17 protein-coding genes are annotated in these 18,459 nt (G+C 48.1%); all 17 read right to left on the bottom strand.

What is annotated here, in order from left to right:
* Positions 1–7: 7 nt before the first annotated feature.
* Entirely contained in the window at positions 8–628 is a 621-nt protein-coding gene (locus MEALZ_RS14020; protein WP_014149311.1) for a hypothetical protein, read from the bottom strand.
* Between the two features lie 96 nt (positions 629–724).
* Complete coding sequence (locus tag MEALZ_RS14015) at positions 725–1,687, bottom strand: ATP-binding response regulator (protein ID WP_014149310.1); 963 nt, start codon at positions 1,685–1,687, stop codon at positions 725–727.
* 1,095 nt (positions 1,688–2,782) lie between these two features.
* On the bottom strand, positions 2,783–3,091 hold the full coding sequence (locus MEALZ_RS14010; protein ID WP_014149309.1) for an STAS domain-containing protein: 309 nt from the start codon (positions 3,089–3,091) through the stop codon (positions 2,783–2,785).
* A gap of 48 nt (positions 3,092–3,139) precedes the next feature.
* Positions 3,140–3,823 (bottom strand): methyl-accepting chemotaxis protein, encoded by a 684-nt coding sequence (locus tag MEALZ_RS23960; protein ID WP_408607056.1) that lies wholly within the window; start codon positions 3,821–3,823, stop codon positions 3,140–3,142.
* A 532-nt stretch (positions 3,824–4,355) separates the two neighbouring features.
* A complete protein-coding gene (locus MEALZ_RS14000; protein ID WP_014149307.1) occupies positions 4,356–5,396 on the bottom strand; it encodes a protein-glutamate methylesterase/protein-glutamine glutaminase in 1,041 nt (346 codons plus the stop codon).
* A 10-nt stretch (positions 5,397–5,406) separates the two neighbouring features.
* On the bottom strand, positions 5,407–6,045 hold the full coding sequence (gene cheD, locus MEALZ_RS13995) for a chemoreceptor glutamine deamidase CheD (RefSeq protein WP_014149306.1): 639 nt from the start codon (positions 6,043–6,045) through the stop codon (positions 5,407–5,409).
* Entirely contained in the window at positions 6,042–6,905 is an 864-nt protein-coding gene (locus tag MEALZ_RS13990; RefSeq protein WP_014149305.1) for a CheR family methyltransferase, read from the bottom strand. The genes cheD and MEALZ_RS13990 overlap by 4 nt, the downstream gene beginning before the upstream one ends.
* 2 nt (positions 6,906–6,907) lie before the next feature.
* Complete coding sequence (locus MEALZ_RS13985; RefSeq protein ID WP_014149304.1) at positions 6,908–7,291, bottom strand: STAS domain-containing protein; 384 nt, start codon at positions 7,289–7,291, stop codon at positions 6,908–6,910.
* Positions 7,288–7,785, bottom strand: a complete 498-nt coding sequence (locus MEALZ_RS13980) for a chemotaxis protein CheW (protein ID WP_014149303.1) — start codon at positions 7,783–7,785, stop codon at positions 7,288–7,290. The genes MEALZ_RS13985 and MEALZ_RS13980 overlap by 4 nt, the downstream gene beginning before the upstream one ends.
* A 133-nt stretch (positions 7,786–7,918) precedes the next feature.
* Complete coding sequence (locus MEALZ_RS13975; protein WP_223842310.1) at positions 7,919–10,270, bottom strand: methyl-accepting chemotaxis protein; 2,352 nt, start codon at positions 10,268–10,270, stop codon at positions 7,919–7,921.
* A 54-nt stretch (positions 10,271–10,324) separates the two neighbouring features.
* Entirely contained in the window at positions 10,325–10,834 is a 510-nt protein-coding gene (locus MEALZ_RS13970) for a chemotaxis protein CheW (RefSeq protein WP_046061595.1), read from the bottom strand.
* Positions 10,835–10,850: 16 nt separating this feature from the next.
* On the bottom strand, positions 10,851–12,893 hold the full coding sequence (locus MEALZ_RS13965; RefSeq protein ID WP_014149300.1) for a chemotaxis protein CheA: 2,043 nt from the start codon (positions 12,891–12,893) through the stop codon (positions 10,851–10,853).
* Positions 12,894–13,057: 164 nt separating this feature from the next.
* The gene (locus MEALZ_RS13960) at positions 13,058–13,420 is read right to left on the bottom strand and encodes a response regulator (RefSeq protein WP_014149299.1); all 363 of its coding nucleotides are present in this window, start codon (positions 13,418–13,420) and stop codon (positions 13,058–13,060) included.
* Positions 13,421–14,049: 629 nt separating this feature from the next.
* Complete coding sequence (locus tag MEALZ_RS13955; RefSeq protein WP_014149298.1) at positions 14,050–15,063, bottom strand: GGDEF domain-containing protein; 1,014 nt, start codon at positions 15,061–15,063, stop codon at positions 14,050–14,052.
* Positions 15,064–15,307: 244 nt separating this feature from the next.
* Entirely contained in the window at positions 15,308–16,942 is a 1,635-nt protein-coding gene (gene cysN, locus MEALZ_RS13945; protein ID WP_014149296.1) for a sulfate adenylyltransferase subunit CysN, read from the bottom strand.
* 79 nt (positions 16,943–17,021) lie between these two features.
* A complete protein-coding gene (locus MEALZ_RS13940) occupies positions 17,022–17,363 on the bottom strand; it encodes a four helix bundle protein (protein WP_046061177.1) in 342 nt (113 codons plus the stop codon).
* A gap of 68 nt (positions 17,364–17,431) precedes the next feature.
* Positions 17,432–18,340 (bottom strand): sulfate adenylyltransferase subunit CysD, encoded by a 909-nt coding sequence (gene cysD, locus MEALZ_RS13935; protein WP_014149295.1) that lies wholly within the window; start codon positions 18,338–18,340, stop codon positions 17,432–17,434.
* Between the last annotated feature and the right edge of the window lie 119 nt (positions 18,341–18,459).

The following is an 18,459-nucleotide window of genomic DNA, read 5'->3' as shown; positions in this document are numbered from 1 at the left end:
TTTACGGTTATTCGTTAATATTAATGACATTCAAAGCACTGCGGCAACGCTGTACGTTATTGTGAATGATTTGCGCGGCGCGATCGACGCTTTCGGCAACCGCCTGTAAGCTAAGTAGGTATTCCCCCGCTTGCGACGCTTCTATTCGGGAATTGGCGGCAATGACGCGCGCGGCTCGGGCCGGATGCATGACTTCTTGTAATTGATCGAGCAATTGCCCGACATGCCGCCTGAATTGTTTTCGGCACTCCAGCATTCTTTGTTCGACAGCTTCGGTCGAAGTTTGCAGTGAGGATTGATACTGCGCGCCATCCGCTATTTTTGTCGCGGCTTGGAATTTGTCGAATGCGGTCGAAGTCCGATATTCATTGACGGTTAAACGGTAAAGCAATAAGGCGTGTTCGTTGATGGCATTGACCAATGTTATCGTTTCCTTGGCCAATTCGTTGATGAAATCGGTGATTGGCTGAAATCCTCTGGCTTTTTCTCCGGCTCGGAAGGCGATAGCCTTGGCGTTTGCGGCGGCTAGCGAGATTTCTTTGGCAACTTCCATCACAGCGCTCAACTCCGCGGCAATGGATGCAACGGCAACGAATTGGGATTTGGTTTGGTGCGTTTTGTCGGTCATGGCGCTTGAACTGAGTGATGGTGTTGGGAATGAAAAAATCGGTTTTGTTTTTCGACGGTCGCACATTCGATGTTTTACCGCCAATATGTTGAATAATCAAGAAGCACACAAGTTATCCTGGTCTTTTTGTTTGTGATACCAATCATAGACTGCTTTGACTCGATTGCCGCAAGCGTTGAATTCTATGGAGCTGCACAATTGCGTGACTAATTGAATACCCCGGCCGAAAAAACTTTGGTTGTTATTGAGATCGGAAAAGATGTCGTCAATATTGAATCCTTCACCGCTATCTTGGACGTCAACGATGAATTGGCCGCCGTCCGATTTAGGAATATAGTCGATCGCTATTTCTATCTTGCCGGACATGGCGCTGTTCAATCGTTCCTGGCGAAGCTCATAGAAATGTAAAAAGTCTTCGGGCGTTTGTTTTTGCAGGGAATCCATTCGGAGTAGCCCATGGTCCAGCGCATTGGTAAATAATTCGCTGACAATTGTGAAGATCATTTCTCTCGGACCGTGTAATCCATGCAGCTCTGTCAATTCGTCAATAATAGCCGGAATCGGATTCATCAGGCGTAATCCTTCAATATTAAACTGCATTGCGATAGCCCATTGGCAAGCGCGTAGCTCGGTAGGCGATTTCGTTGCTTGCTTGAGCCGATGGCGGAGCAGTCGAGCTATTTGATTCTCAATAAATTCGGGATCGAATAACAGGACGTCAGTTGATTGGTTAGGATTTTTTAAACAACGATCCAGCGTCGCTTGCGAGCCGTTCGGTTCGACAATGAAAATTGCTTGTGAGATGTTTGGTGCTGATGTCGAAATACTCGAATCATTGGCGATACTACCAGAGCGATAGTCTAGCAATGGTGCGGTGACGATTAGATCAAGGTCTTGCGCGGCAATGAGTCCAAGGGCTTCTTTATGCTCGTGAGCGATAAAGACAAGGTATCCTTGATTAACTAAATTATTTTGTAGGGTTTCGGTAAAAGTCTGGTTCGGAGATGCAATTAGAATTCTCGCGGATACGGAAACCGGTACAGGATTATTGCGCGGCATTTAAGAATCGTCCAATTTATTGAGGCGTTGTAACGGTTATAAACCTAGACAAAGCATTTCACCATGAAGAATAAGAAGTTATTCGATAACTTGTCTTGATTAGCAAGTTTCTTCAGCTAAAGCCCAAAGATCAGCATATCCTTAGCAGGACGGGGTTCGCAAGCCATGCGCGTCAAGCTAAAAACGGCCAACCCCCATCACGCTCTTTCCCAAGCTCCAGCTCTCATTGTTATACATAAGTCAAAAATTACCGTTTTGCAATCTTAACCAATGAGACCTCGATACCATTTTTCGTCGCCCAACGTTCCCGACTTCGAAATCGCGATCTGGGGATCGCTCCCACAGAGCATCCGGCCCCTTGTGGGAGCGACGCCTTCGTCGCGATTTCGAAGCCACTGATGTTCAATATCCGCAGATTTATCAAACAGCACTGTTTCCAGGTATACGATGACCTCTGTTTAGCAAGTTTACCGATATTTGTGTATAACGGCGAGAGCTCCAGCTTGGGAAAGACGTCCCGGAAGCTCCAGCTTCCTGTGACCGACACAACCTCCGCACATTCTCAATCAATCCCGACTCGCTCGCTCGTTCAATCTTTCTTAATTGTCGGGAAGCTAGAGCTTCCCGAACAGGTTACCCAAGCTGGAGCTTGGGTAACAGCATATTTTAGTTTTTGCGACTACGACTAGCCCCAGCTCGGACACTTGGCTTCGGCAAGCTGAAGTATCTTGCTAATCAGGTAACTTGTTATACCTTTAGTACTTCAAATTTCGGCAGTGCCAGAGGAGGGCGCCTGGGTGTCCAATCCCTGACCTAACGCTAGGTGAGGGACCAGCATGGAGCTGGCATAGAGCCTACATGGACGTATTTACCCAGCACCTAAATTCCATAGCCCATTGGCCATGGTTAATTGTCTTGGATAATTCATCCAGCACCTAAATAAGCCATGATTTTGAATCATTGCCAAAGACCTATGGAATTTAGGTGCTGGGTTCGCGGCGTCCTTTGGCGGACACCCCGGTGCCGAATTTTGATCTACGATGGGTATAATCGCTTTGAAATACTTAATGAACTTCATTTTCAAATCTAGCGCTTTCACGGAACCAATGTAAACAATTTTTGAAAATTGGCAATTTCCAAGATTTTTTTGACTTCCGGGTTGGCATTCATTAATCGAATAGCGGATTGGTCATTATTCATTTTATCCCTTAATATCAAAAGCATACCTAATGCAGAGCTGTCCATGTATTCGGTATGCCTTAAATCCACATTGATGGTTTTGACGGTATTTTGATCCCATTCGGTTGTTTTTCTAAAGTCTTGATGGACGCTGAAATCGAAGCGTCCTGAAATGCGAACGGTCAATTCTTTTTTTTCCGGATGATGAATGATTTCTAATGCCATTGCTTGTTTCCTATATGAGCATCGTTAAAATTGACTGAATGCTTTCGGTTAAAATAATTCGATGTCGCCTTCATTCATCGATTCTTGAGCGACGGTTTTATGCGTTTTCGTGCGCCATTGTTGCTTCATATCGTTAAGGCGCTTAATGCCGTGAGTCAGTTCATTGGCGACGTTTTCTTGATCGCTCGACGTTAATATTTCAAAACCGATGCGCATTTCATCGATCAAGGCTTGGAAATGCTGCGTATTGGCTTGCATGTATTCGATTAATTGTCTTGTCATGTCTTCAAATTGAAGGGCTCTGACCGCATGGTTGACATTGCTTTCCATCTGTTGAGTCAGATGAGAAACGGCCTTGATTTTTTCATCGATCAAATTGTTTAACTGGGTGATATCGTTCATCATCTCATCGACATGGGCTTTCGAGTGTATCGTTGCTGTCATGTCTTTCGATGCCATCGACTCGATCATGCGCTTGGCTTGACCGATATTGGTTTTCGAATCGCTGACGACGGTTTTGATTTCTTCGCTGAATTTATCCGAGTTTTTAGATAGTTTACGCACTTCGTCGGCGACTACTGCGAAACCGCGACCGGCTTCTCCGGCTCTTGCTGCTTCGATCGCCGCGTTCAGTGCCAACAGATTGGTTTGGTCGGCGATACCCTGAACATCGGCCAATAATTTGCCGATGACTTCCATGTGCGATTCGACATCGTTGACGACATTGACCATCTCGATGCTTTGTTTGCTGACTGCGAGAATATGGTTGATAAAATCACTTAAAACGATGTCGGTTTCCTTGGCGAATTGCTTAAAACTCAGGGTGTCCGACTCTTGTTTATCGCTCGATTCGCCCAGGTTTTTTATCAACGACAAGATGGTTTCGTTTTGTTGAGAGGCAAGGGTATGCATGCCGTTGAAGCTGTCTGACATAGTTACGACCGCGTCCGATACGACTGACTTGACTTGTTGTAACTCATCGTTAAAGGTATTGAGTTCTTGCGCGGCGCAGGCTTGCAGATCGTTAATATAGCGTTCGAGCAATCGATCGGCCTCGTTGTTATTCATTTGTCGCGAATTCGATTCATCGGTTTTTGCCGAAGACTTGCCGGCATAGATCGCCCATAACCAACCGATTGATAGGATGGGGAAGAATATCCAATACAGAGTCGTTACGGCAATTAAAGCCGGCGAAATTCCCGCGATGATGGCCAATACGATAGGTAGGGCGGGTTTTTTCAGCAAATTATCCATTGATTATCTCCTATTGGATTAAAGCCATAATTTGATCCGCGACTTGGTCGAGGGGGAGAACGACATCGGCGGCCCCGATTTTATAAGCTTCGCCGGGCATACCCCAAACGACGCTGCTGGCTTCGTCTTGTACGATGTTGAAAGCACCGGCCTCGTGCATGGTCTTCATGCCGGCCGCGCCATCGACGCCCATACCGGTTAGCATGACGCCGATGGCCTGATCGCCGACTTGTTGCGCAACCGAGTGAAACATTACGTCGACCGAGGGTTTGTGTCGGTTGACAGGCTCGGAGTCATCGAGTTGGCAGAAATAAGTCTTGCGTTCCCGAGTTATCTTTAAATGCCTATCGCCCGGTGCAATATAAATATGCCCGGGCTGAATTTTTAACCCCGTTTGTGCCAACATCACCGTCATTGCCGATATCTCGTCGACATGTCTGGCAAACGAGGCGCTAAACGCTGCAGGCAAATGCTGCGAAACGACAATAGGTGGGGTATTTGCCGGAAGAAGGCCTGCTATCCGTTTGATGGCTTCGGTGCCGCCGGTGGATGCGCCGAGTGCAATGAGCGGATTTTGTGGAGTGCCTTTACGGTTTCGGTTGATAACTCCGGGTTTAACCGGTATGGAAACGGGAGTATTGTCCTGGATTCGCGCGCCGGCAGCCATGGTGACTTTGCCGATCATTTCTTCGGTGTATTCTTTCAGCGTGTGCGTCAGATCCAGTTTGGGTTTTGCGACGAAATCGACCGCGCCGAGTTTCAATGCTTCAAGTGTGACTTCGGCGCCCTGTTCGGTCAATGTGGAAATCATTACGACCGGCATGGGCCGAAGACGCATCAAGTTGCGCAAAAACGTCAAGCCATCCATGCGCGGCATTTCAATATCCAGCGTCAAGACATCGGGGGCGAGTTGCTTGATTTTTTCACGGGCTATGTAAGGGTCCGCGGCGGTTCCAACCACTTCGATATTCGGCGAGCTGTTGAATATTTCGGTCAACAGCGCTCTGATCAAAGCCGAGTCGTCGATTATCAATAATCGTATTTTTTTCATGCCCTGTTTCCTAAAACAACTCGATTTCGCCTTCGACAGCGGCATTTTTAATTTGGCTTCGGTAGTTGTTTTCGCGTAACGCGATCGTATCGTTGTGTAGGTTTTTGATTTTCTTCATGCGGACTTTCCCTGTTTTCGGATAAAAGTTGACTTTGCGCGGATAGATATCGCCGAGATCCTGGGCCAGTAAGTTTAATGCTTCGGTATCGATATAATCGAGCACGAATCCGATGTTGCGCAATCCGACATCACTCAAGCTCGGGATGATTTTCCCGCCGCCGAAAACTTTGACTTCGAGGTTTTTACGTTTGCCGCCGGAGGCTAATATCGTGTTGATCAGATGCTCCATCGCGTAGTTGCCATAACGTGTTGCGCTACCGAGTAGCGAATAACCGGCGTTTTTCGCTTGTTCGGTCGAGGTTTCCGGCAGCATGAAATGATTCATTCCGCCGATACCGAGGACGCTATCCCGAATACAAGCAGCGATGCAGGAGCCGAGCACGGTTGTAATCATTTCGTTCTCGTTGGTTACGTAATATTCGCCGGGAAGCAGTTTTGCCGCGATGATGTTGTTTTCACGGTCCCAATAACGATTGATTGATGCGAAACCGGGCAGGGCAGGCGGTTTGATCTCGCTGGACATCGTCATCCGATCTTACGATAAATTGTGTTACCGATTAATTCGAATCGATCGGTAACTTGTTGCAATGATTCCGAATGACCGATAAACAAACAGGAGCCGATAGTTAATAAGTTAGAGTATTTCGCGGCCAATGTTTTTTTGGTTTCCCGGTCGAAATAAATAAAAACGTTACGGCAAAAAATAAAGTCGAAAGGGGTTTTAATAGGCCAATCTTGCATCAGATTCAGTTGCTTGAAGGTAATCATTTGACGCAGCTCCGGTTTGACTTTGACTTTGTTAATTTGCGAGCCGGTGCCTTTTTTGAACCAACGTTTTAGACGTTCCTCGGGTATACTGTTGACGCGGCTCAATTCATATACGCCGTTGGCGGCGAAATCCAATACTTGGGTGTCGATGTCTGTTGCCAGTATCTTGGCGGTCCAGCCGGTAGGCAAATTTTCCAGCAGCGTCATGGCTATCGAATACGCTTCCTCGCCGGTCGAACAACCTGCCGACCAGGCTCTAATTTGCCGGGAGGTTTGATTTTTTTCGATCAATTCCGGGATTACGGTTTTTTGTAAATAGTCGAAATGATGTTTTTCTCTGAAAAATGCGGTCAGATTGGTCGTGATTGAGTTGATGAAGTTCGTGAATTCCTGCGTCGATTCATCCTCCAGTAGTCGGCAATATTCCTTGAAACTGTTTAGTCTCAGTGCTCTGATGCGCTTGGTAAGGCGTGAATAAAACATGTCGAACTTGTCGTCCGGAACTAAAATACCGGAATGCTTGTTCGACAAAGCCCTTAAACGATCGAAGTCCGCCCGAGTGTATTCGAATTCTCGAAATTGCTGTAGTGAGGACGGGGCTTGTCGGGGTGTCTCGCTCATTTTTAGAATAAACCGGATGCGGGGTGGTCGATTTCGAGCAGTTCGGCCAAGCCAAGTAAGCGAGCACTATCGATGAATTTTTCCGATGGAAAGTCGAAAGCGACGTGTTTTCCCGATTTGACGGCCTCCTGTTTTAACACGGTGAGTAATTGCAAAGTTGCAGTATCGACAGTTGTAACTGCCGATGCATCGACTTCCAGTGTGTCACGGGATTCGAAGGCCTTGAGTAGAGACTCGTGTAATTCGTTGATGTGACGGATATTTAACACGGCGTCCAGCATTATCGGACCTTCGGCCATTGTTAGATCCCCCGCATCGGTCGTGGTTGTGTCATGGTTCATGGCTGGATTTTCCATGTGGGGGGCGTTTTTAAACATGTCGCTCATAATAAATGACCGATTTGATCGAGTTCGTCCGGATTCAGGAGTTTATCGGCGTCGAGCAGCATGATCATGCCTTGCTTGGCGACATACATCCCGCGCATGTAACGAGTATCGATGTTAGTGCCTAGGTCGGGCGCTTTTTTGATGTCGTCATGACGAATATCCAATACGTCGGACACAGCATCGGCGACGACCCCCATGACCATTTGTCCTGAGGCTGTTGCGACATTGATAACGATGACGACGGTCGTCGGCGAATAGTCCACGGTGGCGATATCGAAGCGTTCGCGCAAGTCGAGAATCGGGACGATGGCGCCGCGAAGATTCAGCGCGCCTTTGATATAACCAGGCGTTTTAGGGATTTTGCGTATCGGCTCCCAGCCCCTGATTTCTTGGACTTTTAGTATTTCAACGCCATACATTTCGCCGGCCAGTTCAAAAGTCAAAAACTGTTCGGAGGCGGGGGTGTTTTTCGCGATGGTTTGGTTGTTCGTCATAACTTGTTGATCCTTTGTGAAAACCTTCCTGTTTTATGCATCACGCGCCGAGTGTGTCGGAATGATTAGGTAAAGCGCTATTCAATACGCGTCGCGAAACTCGAATCGATCCGTCATAGGGTCTGTTTAAGGTTTAAAATTCTTCCCATTCATCGTCGTCTTGTATCGGTGTATTGAATGTGGGCGCCGTTGGTTTTGCTTGTGTTGAATGTTGTTTCGACGGCGCTGATGCCGTTGTTTTTCCAGCTGCCGGTTTCGGTTTATCCGTTATTGTTTCGAAAGTCTGTTTAGATCTGTCCATGTTTTGCTCCAGCTTGAAAAAACTCAATAAATTCGCCATCTGAGTGGCTTGATCGGTCATCGACATGCTAGCGGCAGATGCCTGTTCGGCTAGTGCGGCATTTTGTTGTGTGATCTCGTCCATTTCGGAAACCGCTTGATTGACTTGCAGGATGCCTTGAGATTGCTCCATGCTGGCGGCGGCGATTTCCGAAACGATATCGCCGACTTTTTTGACGCCTTGCACGATCTCTTGCAATGCGGAGCCGGTTTCATTGACAAAGTCGGTGCCGGTTCTTACTTTTTGTACGCTATTTTGAATCAACTCTTTACTTTCTTTTGCCGCGACGGCACTTCTTTGCGCCAGATTCCGCACTTCGGTGGCAACGACCGAAAAGCCGCGTCCTTGTTCGCCGGCCCTGGCAGCCTCGACCGAAGCGTTCAAGGCAAGCAGGTTGGTTTGAAAAGCGATTTCATCGATGACGCCGATGATTTCGGCGATTTTATTGCTGCTGTCGTTGATTTCAGCCATTGCCGAGACGGCTGAAGCGACTACGGTCCCGCCTTTTTCCGCGAGTTGCCGGGCATTACTGGAAACCAGATTGGCTTGTTGCGCATTGTCGGCATTGTTTTTGACGGTGCCGGTCAGTTGTTCCATGCTCGATGCGGTTTCTTCGAGACTGGCCGCCTGGGTTTCTACCCGTTGCGAGAGGTTGTTGTTGCCGCTCGCGATTTGTTGAGACGTGTTGCTGATAAAGTCGGCCGAGCTTCTGATTTGTTCGAATATTTCGCTGAGCTTATCAAGCGTTTCGTTGATATCGTTTTTACATTGAGCATAGACGCCTTCATAATCGTTCGTGATGCGTTGCGTCAAATCGCCGGTCGACATGCTTTGCATGACGCGTGCGACATCGCTGAAGGCGCGTTCGATGACGTCGGTTAATTCATTGATACCCTCGCTCAAGGTTTCGAAGAAGCCTTCCTTGCCGTCCATATTCACACGGCCGCTAAGTTCGCCTGACTTGACCTGTTGCACGATTTCGGCGATTTCATGCTGAATGCTGACTTCGTCGCTGCGGTCGATCCATTCGACGACCGTGCCGAGCCGTGTTTCGCCGGCGAATACCGGTGTTGCAATGACTACCATCGTGCGGCCGCCAATCAACAATTCGGCTTTGTAGGTTTGCGTCAACTTTGCCAGCAAGCCGCGTTGGTGGGCCGGGTTTTTATGAAAGCTATCGATATTCGAGCCGATCAATGTATCGGCATTGAAGTCGGGCAAATCGCGTCGGAAGTCGTTTTCATTACGTTTGAATACACGTTTCGCGGCATGATTCATATAGATGATGTTGCAGTCCGCATCGGCCATCATGACATTACCTGTCACTTGATCCAGTGCTTGCTTGAGTCTCTCGGTGACGGCTCCGGCTTCGAGTGTCGCGGATAAATCGGCATTCAGTTTGACTTGCATCGATTGGAGTGCTCGATTGAGGTCGCCGATTTGATCCAAGCGGTCGATGTCGACCTTATTACGGAAGAAACCGCTCGCGGCATTATGGCAAAATACGATCGACTGCTCGATTGAGCCGAGCATCAAGCGGAAGGCATGAATGCCTAATATCAAGCCCAATAATGCCGATAGCGAATAGCCGGCAAGGGCGATCATGTTGCTGTCTATCATGGCTTGATAGCCGGCATGAAGTGACGGCAATAACAGCAGCAAAAAGGCGAGGCCGGCTTTTTTAGACAATGCGCCTTGTTTGACCGCAGTCAGTTTAGCCGCAATTCCGGTCGGTCTGATGCTGGCTCGATCTGCGGCGATTTTTTGATAAAGCTCTTCGGCATGATCGATTTGATCGCGAGAAGGTGCTTGGCGAACCGACAGATAGCCGGCAACCCGTTTATTTTCGAAATACGGCGTGACGTTGGCTTCGACCCAATAATAATCGCCGGTTTTGGTGCGGTTTTTGATGAAGCCGATCCACGGGCGTCCGGCTTTGATCGTTTCCCATAAATCCTTGAATGCAGCGGGGGGCATGTCGGGATGACGAACAATGTTATGGTTCGAGCCGACGAGTTCGTCACGGGGGAAGCCGCTGATTTCGACGAAGGCGTCGTTCGCATAGATGATGCGGCCTTTCAAGTCGGTTTTGGTGACCAGGATCGTGCCCTGCTTCATCATGATTTCACGATCGGTAACAGGCATATTCATTTTCATTGTAAGGTTTCCCCGTAAACTGTGGCATTCAATCGAAGGCGGTTAATTTTCATCGTTATCCACGCCTTCTAATTTAAGTAATTTGTTGACATCCAGCAGCATCACCATGCGTTCGTTGAACGATGCGAGGCCGTTGATGAATTCGGTGCTGACTTTGGCGCCGAAATCGGGCGCGCTTTGAATTCTGGTTTTTTCAATGTCGATTACGTTCGAAACCGAATCGACGACCACGCCCATCACCCGAGGTTTACTGCCGATGAAGGCTTGCAGGACGACGACGACGGTCAACGGCGTGTAGTGGGAGTGGCCAAGGTTGAAACGTTCGCGTAAATCGATGATCGGCACGATTGCGCCGCGCAGATTGACGACGCCTTTTTCATAAGCGGGGACATTCGGAATTCTGGATACCGGTTCCCAACTGCGGATTTCTTGTACCCGCAAAATATCGACGCCATATTCCTCGTCGCCGAGTGTAAAACTCAAATATTGCGCCATATCGGACGGCTTTTTGCTGTCCGGCTGTTGTTGGGACTGATCGTCTGTGTTTGCCATTTTGTTGTTCATTCGGTCAATGGTTCGATAAACGGACGAGTCCTGGAATATCCAGGATCAAGGCAACCGAGCCGTCGCCAAGAATGGTTGCGCCCGATATGCCTTCGACATGTCGGTAATTGGCTTCGAGCGACTTAACGACGACTTGTTGTTGCGTTAAAAGGTCGTCGACGAACAGGCCGCAGCGGATGCCTTGGCCTTCGACGACCACCAGTAAGCCTTCAGTTAATTTGGTCGCTTTCGCATTCGGAACCGAAAAAATTTCATGCATGCGGACAATAGGCAAATATTCCTGGCGTAGCCGGAAAGTTTCGCCTTTTCCGGCCACGCGATTGATCATGCGCTCTGTGACATTGATCGATTCGATAATGGAACCGAGCGGTATGATATAGGTTTCATCGCCGACCGCGACCGATTGACCGTCCAGGATCGCCAGCGTCAACGGTAAATAGATCGCCATGGTCGAGCCTTTGCCCAACTGTGAAACGATATCGATATTGCCGCCGAGCGATTGAATATTTCGTCTAACCACGTCCATGCCTACGCCGCGCCCTGAAACGTCGGTTAGTTGTTCGGCGGTCGAAAACCCGGGCATGAAGATGAGCTCGAAGGTCTGTTTGTCACTCAACACAGCATCGTCCTGAATCAATCCCTTTTCCAGCGCTTTGGCCCGCAATTTGTCTTTGTCCAATCCTCGTCCGTCGTCACTGACTTCGATGACGATGTTACCCCCCCGGTGATAAGCTTCGAGTGTGACGGTTCCGGTTTCTTGTTTTCCTGCCGCAATGCGTTCATCAGGTGTTTCGATGCCGTGGTCGAGGCTGTTTCGAACTAAGTGTACCAGGGGGTCGCTAATGAGTTCGACGACTGTTTTATCGACTTCGGTATGTTCGCCGATCAGTTGTAGTTCAATTTTTTTGCCCAGTTTCGAGCTCAAATCATGAACCAGTCGAGGAAAGCGGCTGAACACGAAACTGATGGGCAGCATTCTGATATTCATGACGCTTTCTTGCAGTTCGCGCGTATGCCGTTCGAGTTGTGCGAGACCGTTTTTGAGTTGATCCAGTTTATTTAGGTCGAAATGTTCGCCGATTAAGCTCAGCATCGATTGGGTAATGACCAATTCGCCGACCATGTTAATCAGTGTATCGATTTTGGCGGTATCGACACGGATCGAGGCGGAGCTTTTGCCGGCGCTTGGGGTTTTATCGGCGTTTATTTTTTCGCTTTGACCAGACTCGCTGACAATGGGGGGATTGGTTGCCGAAGAAGGAGGCGTTGTTTCAATTGCAGCGGTTTGAGGGGGTTCGTCGAATACCGGCGAGGAAGCCTGTGTCGTTTGTTTGATGTCTTGCACGGCAAGGTCGCAATGTTCCTCGACCCAATCGAAAATATCGTCGATTTCCGAGCGCGGGATATTGCCATGCACGTTTATTTGCCAGGAAAGATGGCATTCCTCGGGGTCGAGTTCGTAAAGTCCGGGCACGCCCTGTAGGTCTACGGTAATATCGATTTCCCCCAGTTCGGCCAATTCACGAAACATTCTGACCGGGTCGTTGCCGGTCTTAAGCAAATCGGCATGAGGGCTAAAGGCGATACGCCATCCTGCATTATCGTTGTTGAGTACGATAGGTTGCTTTGGTTGTACAGAGGGCAATGCGGTATTGTCGCCACCGTTTAATTCGGTGTCGAGCGCTTTTTTATGCTCCGTAACTTTTTCTTGATCTAAGGTTTTTTCGTCTTGAATCGCGGTTAGCATTTCACGGAGGCAATCGACCGACCCTAACAACACATTGATAGCCGGTTGAGTAACTTTTCGGCGGCCGTCGCGCATTTCATCGAGCAGTGTTTCCATGGCATGCGTGAAGTCGGCTACTGCGGAAAAACCGAATGTTCCGCTTCCGCCCTTGATGGAATGCGCGGCTCTAAAAATCGTATTGATGGTTTCGGCATCGACATCGCCCATGTCCAGATTCAATAGGCCGGATTCCATGATATCGAGTCCTTCGAAGCTTTCTTCGAAGAAAATCTGGTGGAATTGCGCCATATCAATAGACATTAAGTGGTCCGTATCTGAAGGTTGTTGTTACAAATGATGTTGATTGAAACGGATGCGACGGTAACAAAAGAAAACATCAATAGCTGATTTCTATTTGTTACGAATTGCGTCTCGTTAACAACGGCCGACGGTGTATTTACGATTAATGGTCGAATCGAGGCCGCTTAACCAAGCACTTTTTGGATCGTTTTCAGTAATTGATCCGGATTGAATGGTTTGACGATCCAGCCGGTTGCTCCTGCTTCCTTGCCTTGTTGTTTTTTGTCGGTGCCCGATTCTGTCGTTAACATAAGCATAGGCACGAATTTGTAATCGGGCAAGGCTCTCAAGTCTTTGATCAAGGTGATGCCGTCTTTATTCGGCATGTTGACATCGGTCACGACGCAGTCGAATTTTTTGCTTTTTGCCTTATTTAACGCATCCACGCCATCGACGGCTTCGACAACGTCGTAGCCGGCCCCTTTTAATGTAAACGAGACCATTTGTCTCATCGATGCGGAATCGTCGACTGCAAGAATACTCGCCATGATGTTCTCCTAAAGTGTAGTAGTCGGATCTGATTGGGCTAAGGAAAAATAGTGATCCCTAGTCTTTAATGAAGTAATAATATAACTCAAGCAATTGACTAATAATAACTAAAACGAGGTCGTTTATTTCATTATGATGTCTACAAGGCCTTGTTTGGCGTGAGGCGGGTAAGGCGGCGCTCGGGTTTTATACCTATTACCCATTCCTATTGGATAAAGTTTTTCGGCATTTTAGCGCTTTTTGTTTGGGAAGCGATTGCCATATCATCGTTTTTCTTGGGTTATTATCAAAAAATGCGATTCCTGTCTCTTTTTTGCAATGAGATTAGCAATTCCCAGTTTGAGCAGTTTCGCCGATTTTAGGGTGTGGGGTATGCCTGTCGAGGAACGCCGTAAACCCATCCATGGGGGCTTGGCGGCAGCTCGAACGCCAAGGATGGCGTGTAGTAGGGCAATGCAGGGCAGAAAAATGCTCCTGCATTTTCTGCATTCATTACATCCATGTAACTCAGCAATTGCCGAGGAGCAAAAATCTGCCCTGCTGCCGACATCCTCGCCAAGCATACCCCACACCCTTTTTGATCTCCAAATTGGGAATTGCTGCAATGAGATCGATAAGGCGTTGAGTTTTAAAATAGCTCAATATCGTCGTTTGTGTCTGCGTTTTTGATGAGCGTGTCGGTGTTTTCGTAGATCACGGCTCTATTTCTTCCGTTTTCCTTAGCGTAATACAGTGCTTTGTCGGCGCGATCGAGTAGCGTTGTCGGCATACACATGCTGTCGATATGCGTAATGCCGATGCTGACCGTAATGCGTCCTACTGTCGGAAAGTTATGGTTGGCGACCGTTTCGCGAAATCGGTTAAACGTATGTTCGGCACCTTCCATATCGGTGAGGTTGAGAATGACGACGAATTCTTCGCCGCCGAAGCGAAATAAAAAATCGTTATAGCGAAAGCATTTTTCCATTAGTTGGCTGAAAATCAAGAGGACTTCGTCGCCGTATAGATGGCCGAAATCATCGTTGACTCGCTTGAAGTGATCGATGTCGAGCAAAGCAATCCAGGAGCTTTTTTGATGGCTTGTGTCGGTGACCGGGTGTTTCAAATAATGCTCGCAAACTTGTAAGAGACGAGTATCGAACGATTGGCGGTTAGGCAACTTGGTCAATACGTCGCGTTCCTTGCTGTCGTGCAATATAACTTGGTTTCTAAATATCGAAAGGAGTTGACGGAATAGTTCTATCGTTTGTCGGTCGAAAAGGCCGTCTAAGGCAATTGCGCGATCGGGGCCTTTCGTCTCTTTGATCGAGAGGTAGGCTTGGCGAAAACGCCCGTTGGCATCGGATATTTTCGGAATGACGCGTGATTCGTTGTCGAGGATGTTGATTAAGTCGTTATGATCGTTGCTTTCGTCACGAGTAAAATCCAATGGGAAGCGTCTCACCAATTGTTCGCAAGGTGTCACGGCTTCGCCGGTTTTCTTTCGGCTCCGGTTGTAAATCTCATAAGCCGCAGCTTTTTTCACACCGGGTATTTCAAGCAGAATGTCCAGAAATCGGTGTGTTAGCGTCTGATAATCGGGCTGCTCGGTTAGTGAAGCAGCCCAGGCAAAGACTTGTTCTACGGATAGGTTGATAGTCATCAAGCGCTTATTATACTCATCGGAGATCAAAATTCGGCGCCGGGGTGCCCGTCAAAGGACGCCGTGAACCCAGCACCTAAATTATCCAAGACAATTAACCATGGCCAATGGGCTATGGAATTTAGGTGCTGGGTAAATACGTCCATGTAGGCTCTAGCCAGCTCCATGCTGGCAAAGCCTTTGCCGAGCACCCCGGCGCCTCCTAAGGCACTGCCGAAATTTGAAGTGCGAAAGTTATATGACATTAAAATATAACTTTTTCGGATTTTAATGCGGCATAAATATCATCGATCGAGTCGGTTTCGCTATCGAATTCAATGTCGGCAGCTTCGTAATTCAAACCGACGCATAGAGCAATCAAGCCGGCATTATTAATGAGTTGAGCGAATTCGTCCGGTTCGTTGAACAGCGTTTCGACGACCGTTGCGGCATGACCGTTGTCGAATAGCTTTCTTTCCAACAAATAAGCCGTTTCATGTGCCTTATGGCCTTTTAGTAAAATGACGGTGGCTTTTTGGCCGAATCGTGCCGCGCGGTCTTCCGGTGAAACCGGTTGCAGATTGAATTCATCGGCATTATCGGTGATCATTCCTGCGCCGACCGTGACATTGCTTAGCCGGTCGATGACGATGAACGAGCCGGTGCCTTTGCTGCGTTTGTATGGGTCGAAGACGACCGGTGCGTTTAGGTTGACCGTGCATAGGCCGATTTCATTGAGATTGAGCTCGCTTGCATCGTGATGTTCCAGCGTGTTGACATCGACTCGGTGATGAATCATCGATATCGATCCCGAAGCGGTTCGCGTCGCGAGTTTGATAATGTATTGTCGGCCCGGTGTCAGAGCTTTTTCGGTCATCCAGACGATCATCGCTTTAAATTTGTCGGCGATGGTTGGCGATGCCGTTTGTTTGCTGATGATCATGTCGCCACGGCTGATGTCGATTTCATCCTCGAGCGTCAAGGTAACGGCCATCGGCGGGAAGACTTGTTCCAGTTCGCCGTCGTAAGTCACGATGGATTTAATTTTGCTGGATTTTCCTGAGGGAAGCGCAGTAATACGATCGCCTTTGTGGAAAACTCCGGATGCAACAGTGCCGCAGAAACCGCGGAAATCTAAATTGGGTCGATTGACGTATTGCACCGGGAAACGCGCGTCGCTGAAATTGCGATCGGAGGCGATTTCGATCGTGTTCAGTGTTTCCATCATCGGCTTGCCGGTATACCACGGCATGCTTTCGCTGGGGTTGACGACATTGTCTCCGTTCAGCGCCGAAATTGGAATGAAGCGTATATCTTGCAGATCCAAGGCTTTGACGAAATTCAGATAATCTTCTTTGATTTGATTGAATTTCTCTTCGCTGAATTCGATCAGATCCATTTTGTTGACAGCGACGATAATCCGTTTGATGCCGAGTAACGAAACGATGAAACTGTGACGTTTGGTTTGCGTTTGCACGCCATAGCGGGCATCGATCAAAATAATCGCCAAATCGCAGGTCGATGCGCCGGTCGCCATGTTGCGCGTGTATTGCTCGTGCCCCGGCGTGTCGGCGATAATGAATTTGCGTGTCGAGGTGGAAAAATAACGGTAAGCGACATCGATTGTGATGCCTTGTTCGCGTTCGGCCTGCAAGCCGTCGACCAACAAAGCTAAATCGATCTGTCCGGCGCCGGTGGTGCCTGATTTGACGCTGTCCGCTTTTACTGCGGCCAGTTGATCTTCGTAGATCATTTTTGAGTCGTGCAACAAGCGGCCGATAAGCGTGCTTTTGCCGTCATCGACATTGCCGCAGGTTAAAAAACGCAATAACTCCTTGCGTTCATGTTGAGCCAAATAGGCGTTGATATCGGTGCTGATGAGTTCTGATTGGTGGGACATGGGTTAGGTTCAAGGTTCAAGGTTCAAGGAATAAGGTTCAAGGAATAAGGTTCAAGGAATAAGGTTTGGGATGCGTGAGTTAAGCTGAGCGGGCTTTGATTAGGCCGGATATCATCATCGATATTTCTTGGGCTTCTTCTAGCCAACTTGATCCAGTTTGTTTGTGGATACAGCCGATTTCCATGCCAATATAAATTTGGGTGCGCAATTCGCCTGCTGAGCCTTTTGCATAATAAAAGAACTTTATAGCATCTTTGTTGGTGTTTCGTTCATAACCTTCGGCTATGTTGCAGGGTATGGATAACGCGCTACGGGTTATTTGGTCTTTAAAACCGAGGTCTGTGCATTCTTTGAGGTGCCGATAAACATTAACACACAACCTACACGCGCGTTTCCATACAACTAAATCTTCAAAGCTCATGGGTTTTAAGGGCAAGAGATAAGGTTGAGGATTCTTTCCCTTTCATCTTTCGTCTTTCTCCTTGCCTCTCAGAAATACCCTTCGCGCTTTTTTTGTTCCATCGAGCCGGCTTGGTCGAAGTCTATCAGCCGTCCTTGACGTTCGGAACTGGTGGTCAACAGCATTTCCTGAATGATTTCGGGTAGCGTCGTCGCGGTCGATTCGACTGCGCCGGTCAAGGGATAGCAGCCTAAGGTTCTAAATCGGACCCTTTTCATTTCGACTTTATCTTCAGGCCCTATCGGCATACGGTTGTCATCGACCATGATCAGCATGCCGTCTTTGTTGACGACAGGGCGTTCCTTGGCGAAATAGAGCGGTACGATCGGGATGTTTTCAAGATGAATGTATTGCCAGATATCGAGTTCGGTCCAGTTCGACAACGGAAAGACGCGGATGCTTTCGCCTTTGTCGATTCTGCCGTTATAAATGTTCCAAAGCTCGGGTCTTTGATTTTTGGGATCCCAACTATGGTTCTTGTCGCGGAACGAATAGACGCGTTCCTTGGCACGGGATTTTTCTTCGTCGCGACGAGCGCCGCCGAATGCCGCGTCAAACTTATATTTATTGAGTGCTTGTTTGAGCGAATCGGTTTTCATCACTTCGGTGTGCTTCTTGCTGCCGTGTGTGAAAGGTCCGATGCCTTGTTCGACGCCATCCTGATTGATGTGAACCAGTAATTCCAGGCCTAAATCTTTCGCTAATTTGTCGCGAAACTCGATCATTTCCCGGAATTTCCAGGTAGTGTCGATATGCATCAATGGAAACGGAGGCTTGCCGGGATAAAAGGCTTTCAAAGCCAATTGCAGCATGACGGCCGAATCCTTGCCGATCGAATACAGCATGACGGGGCGTTCGAATTCGGCCGCCACTTCACGGATAATGTGAATACTTTCGGCTTCGAGCTGCTTGAGGTGGGTGAGTTTATAGTCAGTCATCAATGATCCGTTATTTATATTTCACGGTTTAACCGTGAAGAGCCAATGCGAAAATAGTTTACATTTTAAGTTGAAAGCGGGCAATTTGCCATAGCGGCTGTGAATTTAGAAAAATGCCG

This window comes from Methylotuvimicrobium alcaliphilum 20Z (assembly GCF_000968535.2).
Lineage (GTDB): Bacteria > Pseudomonadota > Gammaproteobacteria > Methylococcales > Methylomonadaceae > Methylotuvimicrobium > Methylotuvimicrobium alcaliphilum.
The sequence above is the reverse complement of the archived record's forward strand: the minus strand, read 5'-3'. Positions and strand labels throughout refer to the sequence as shown.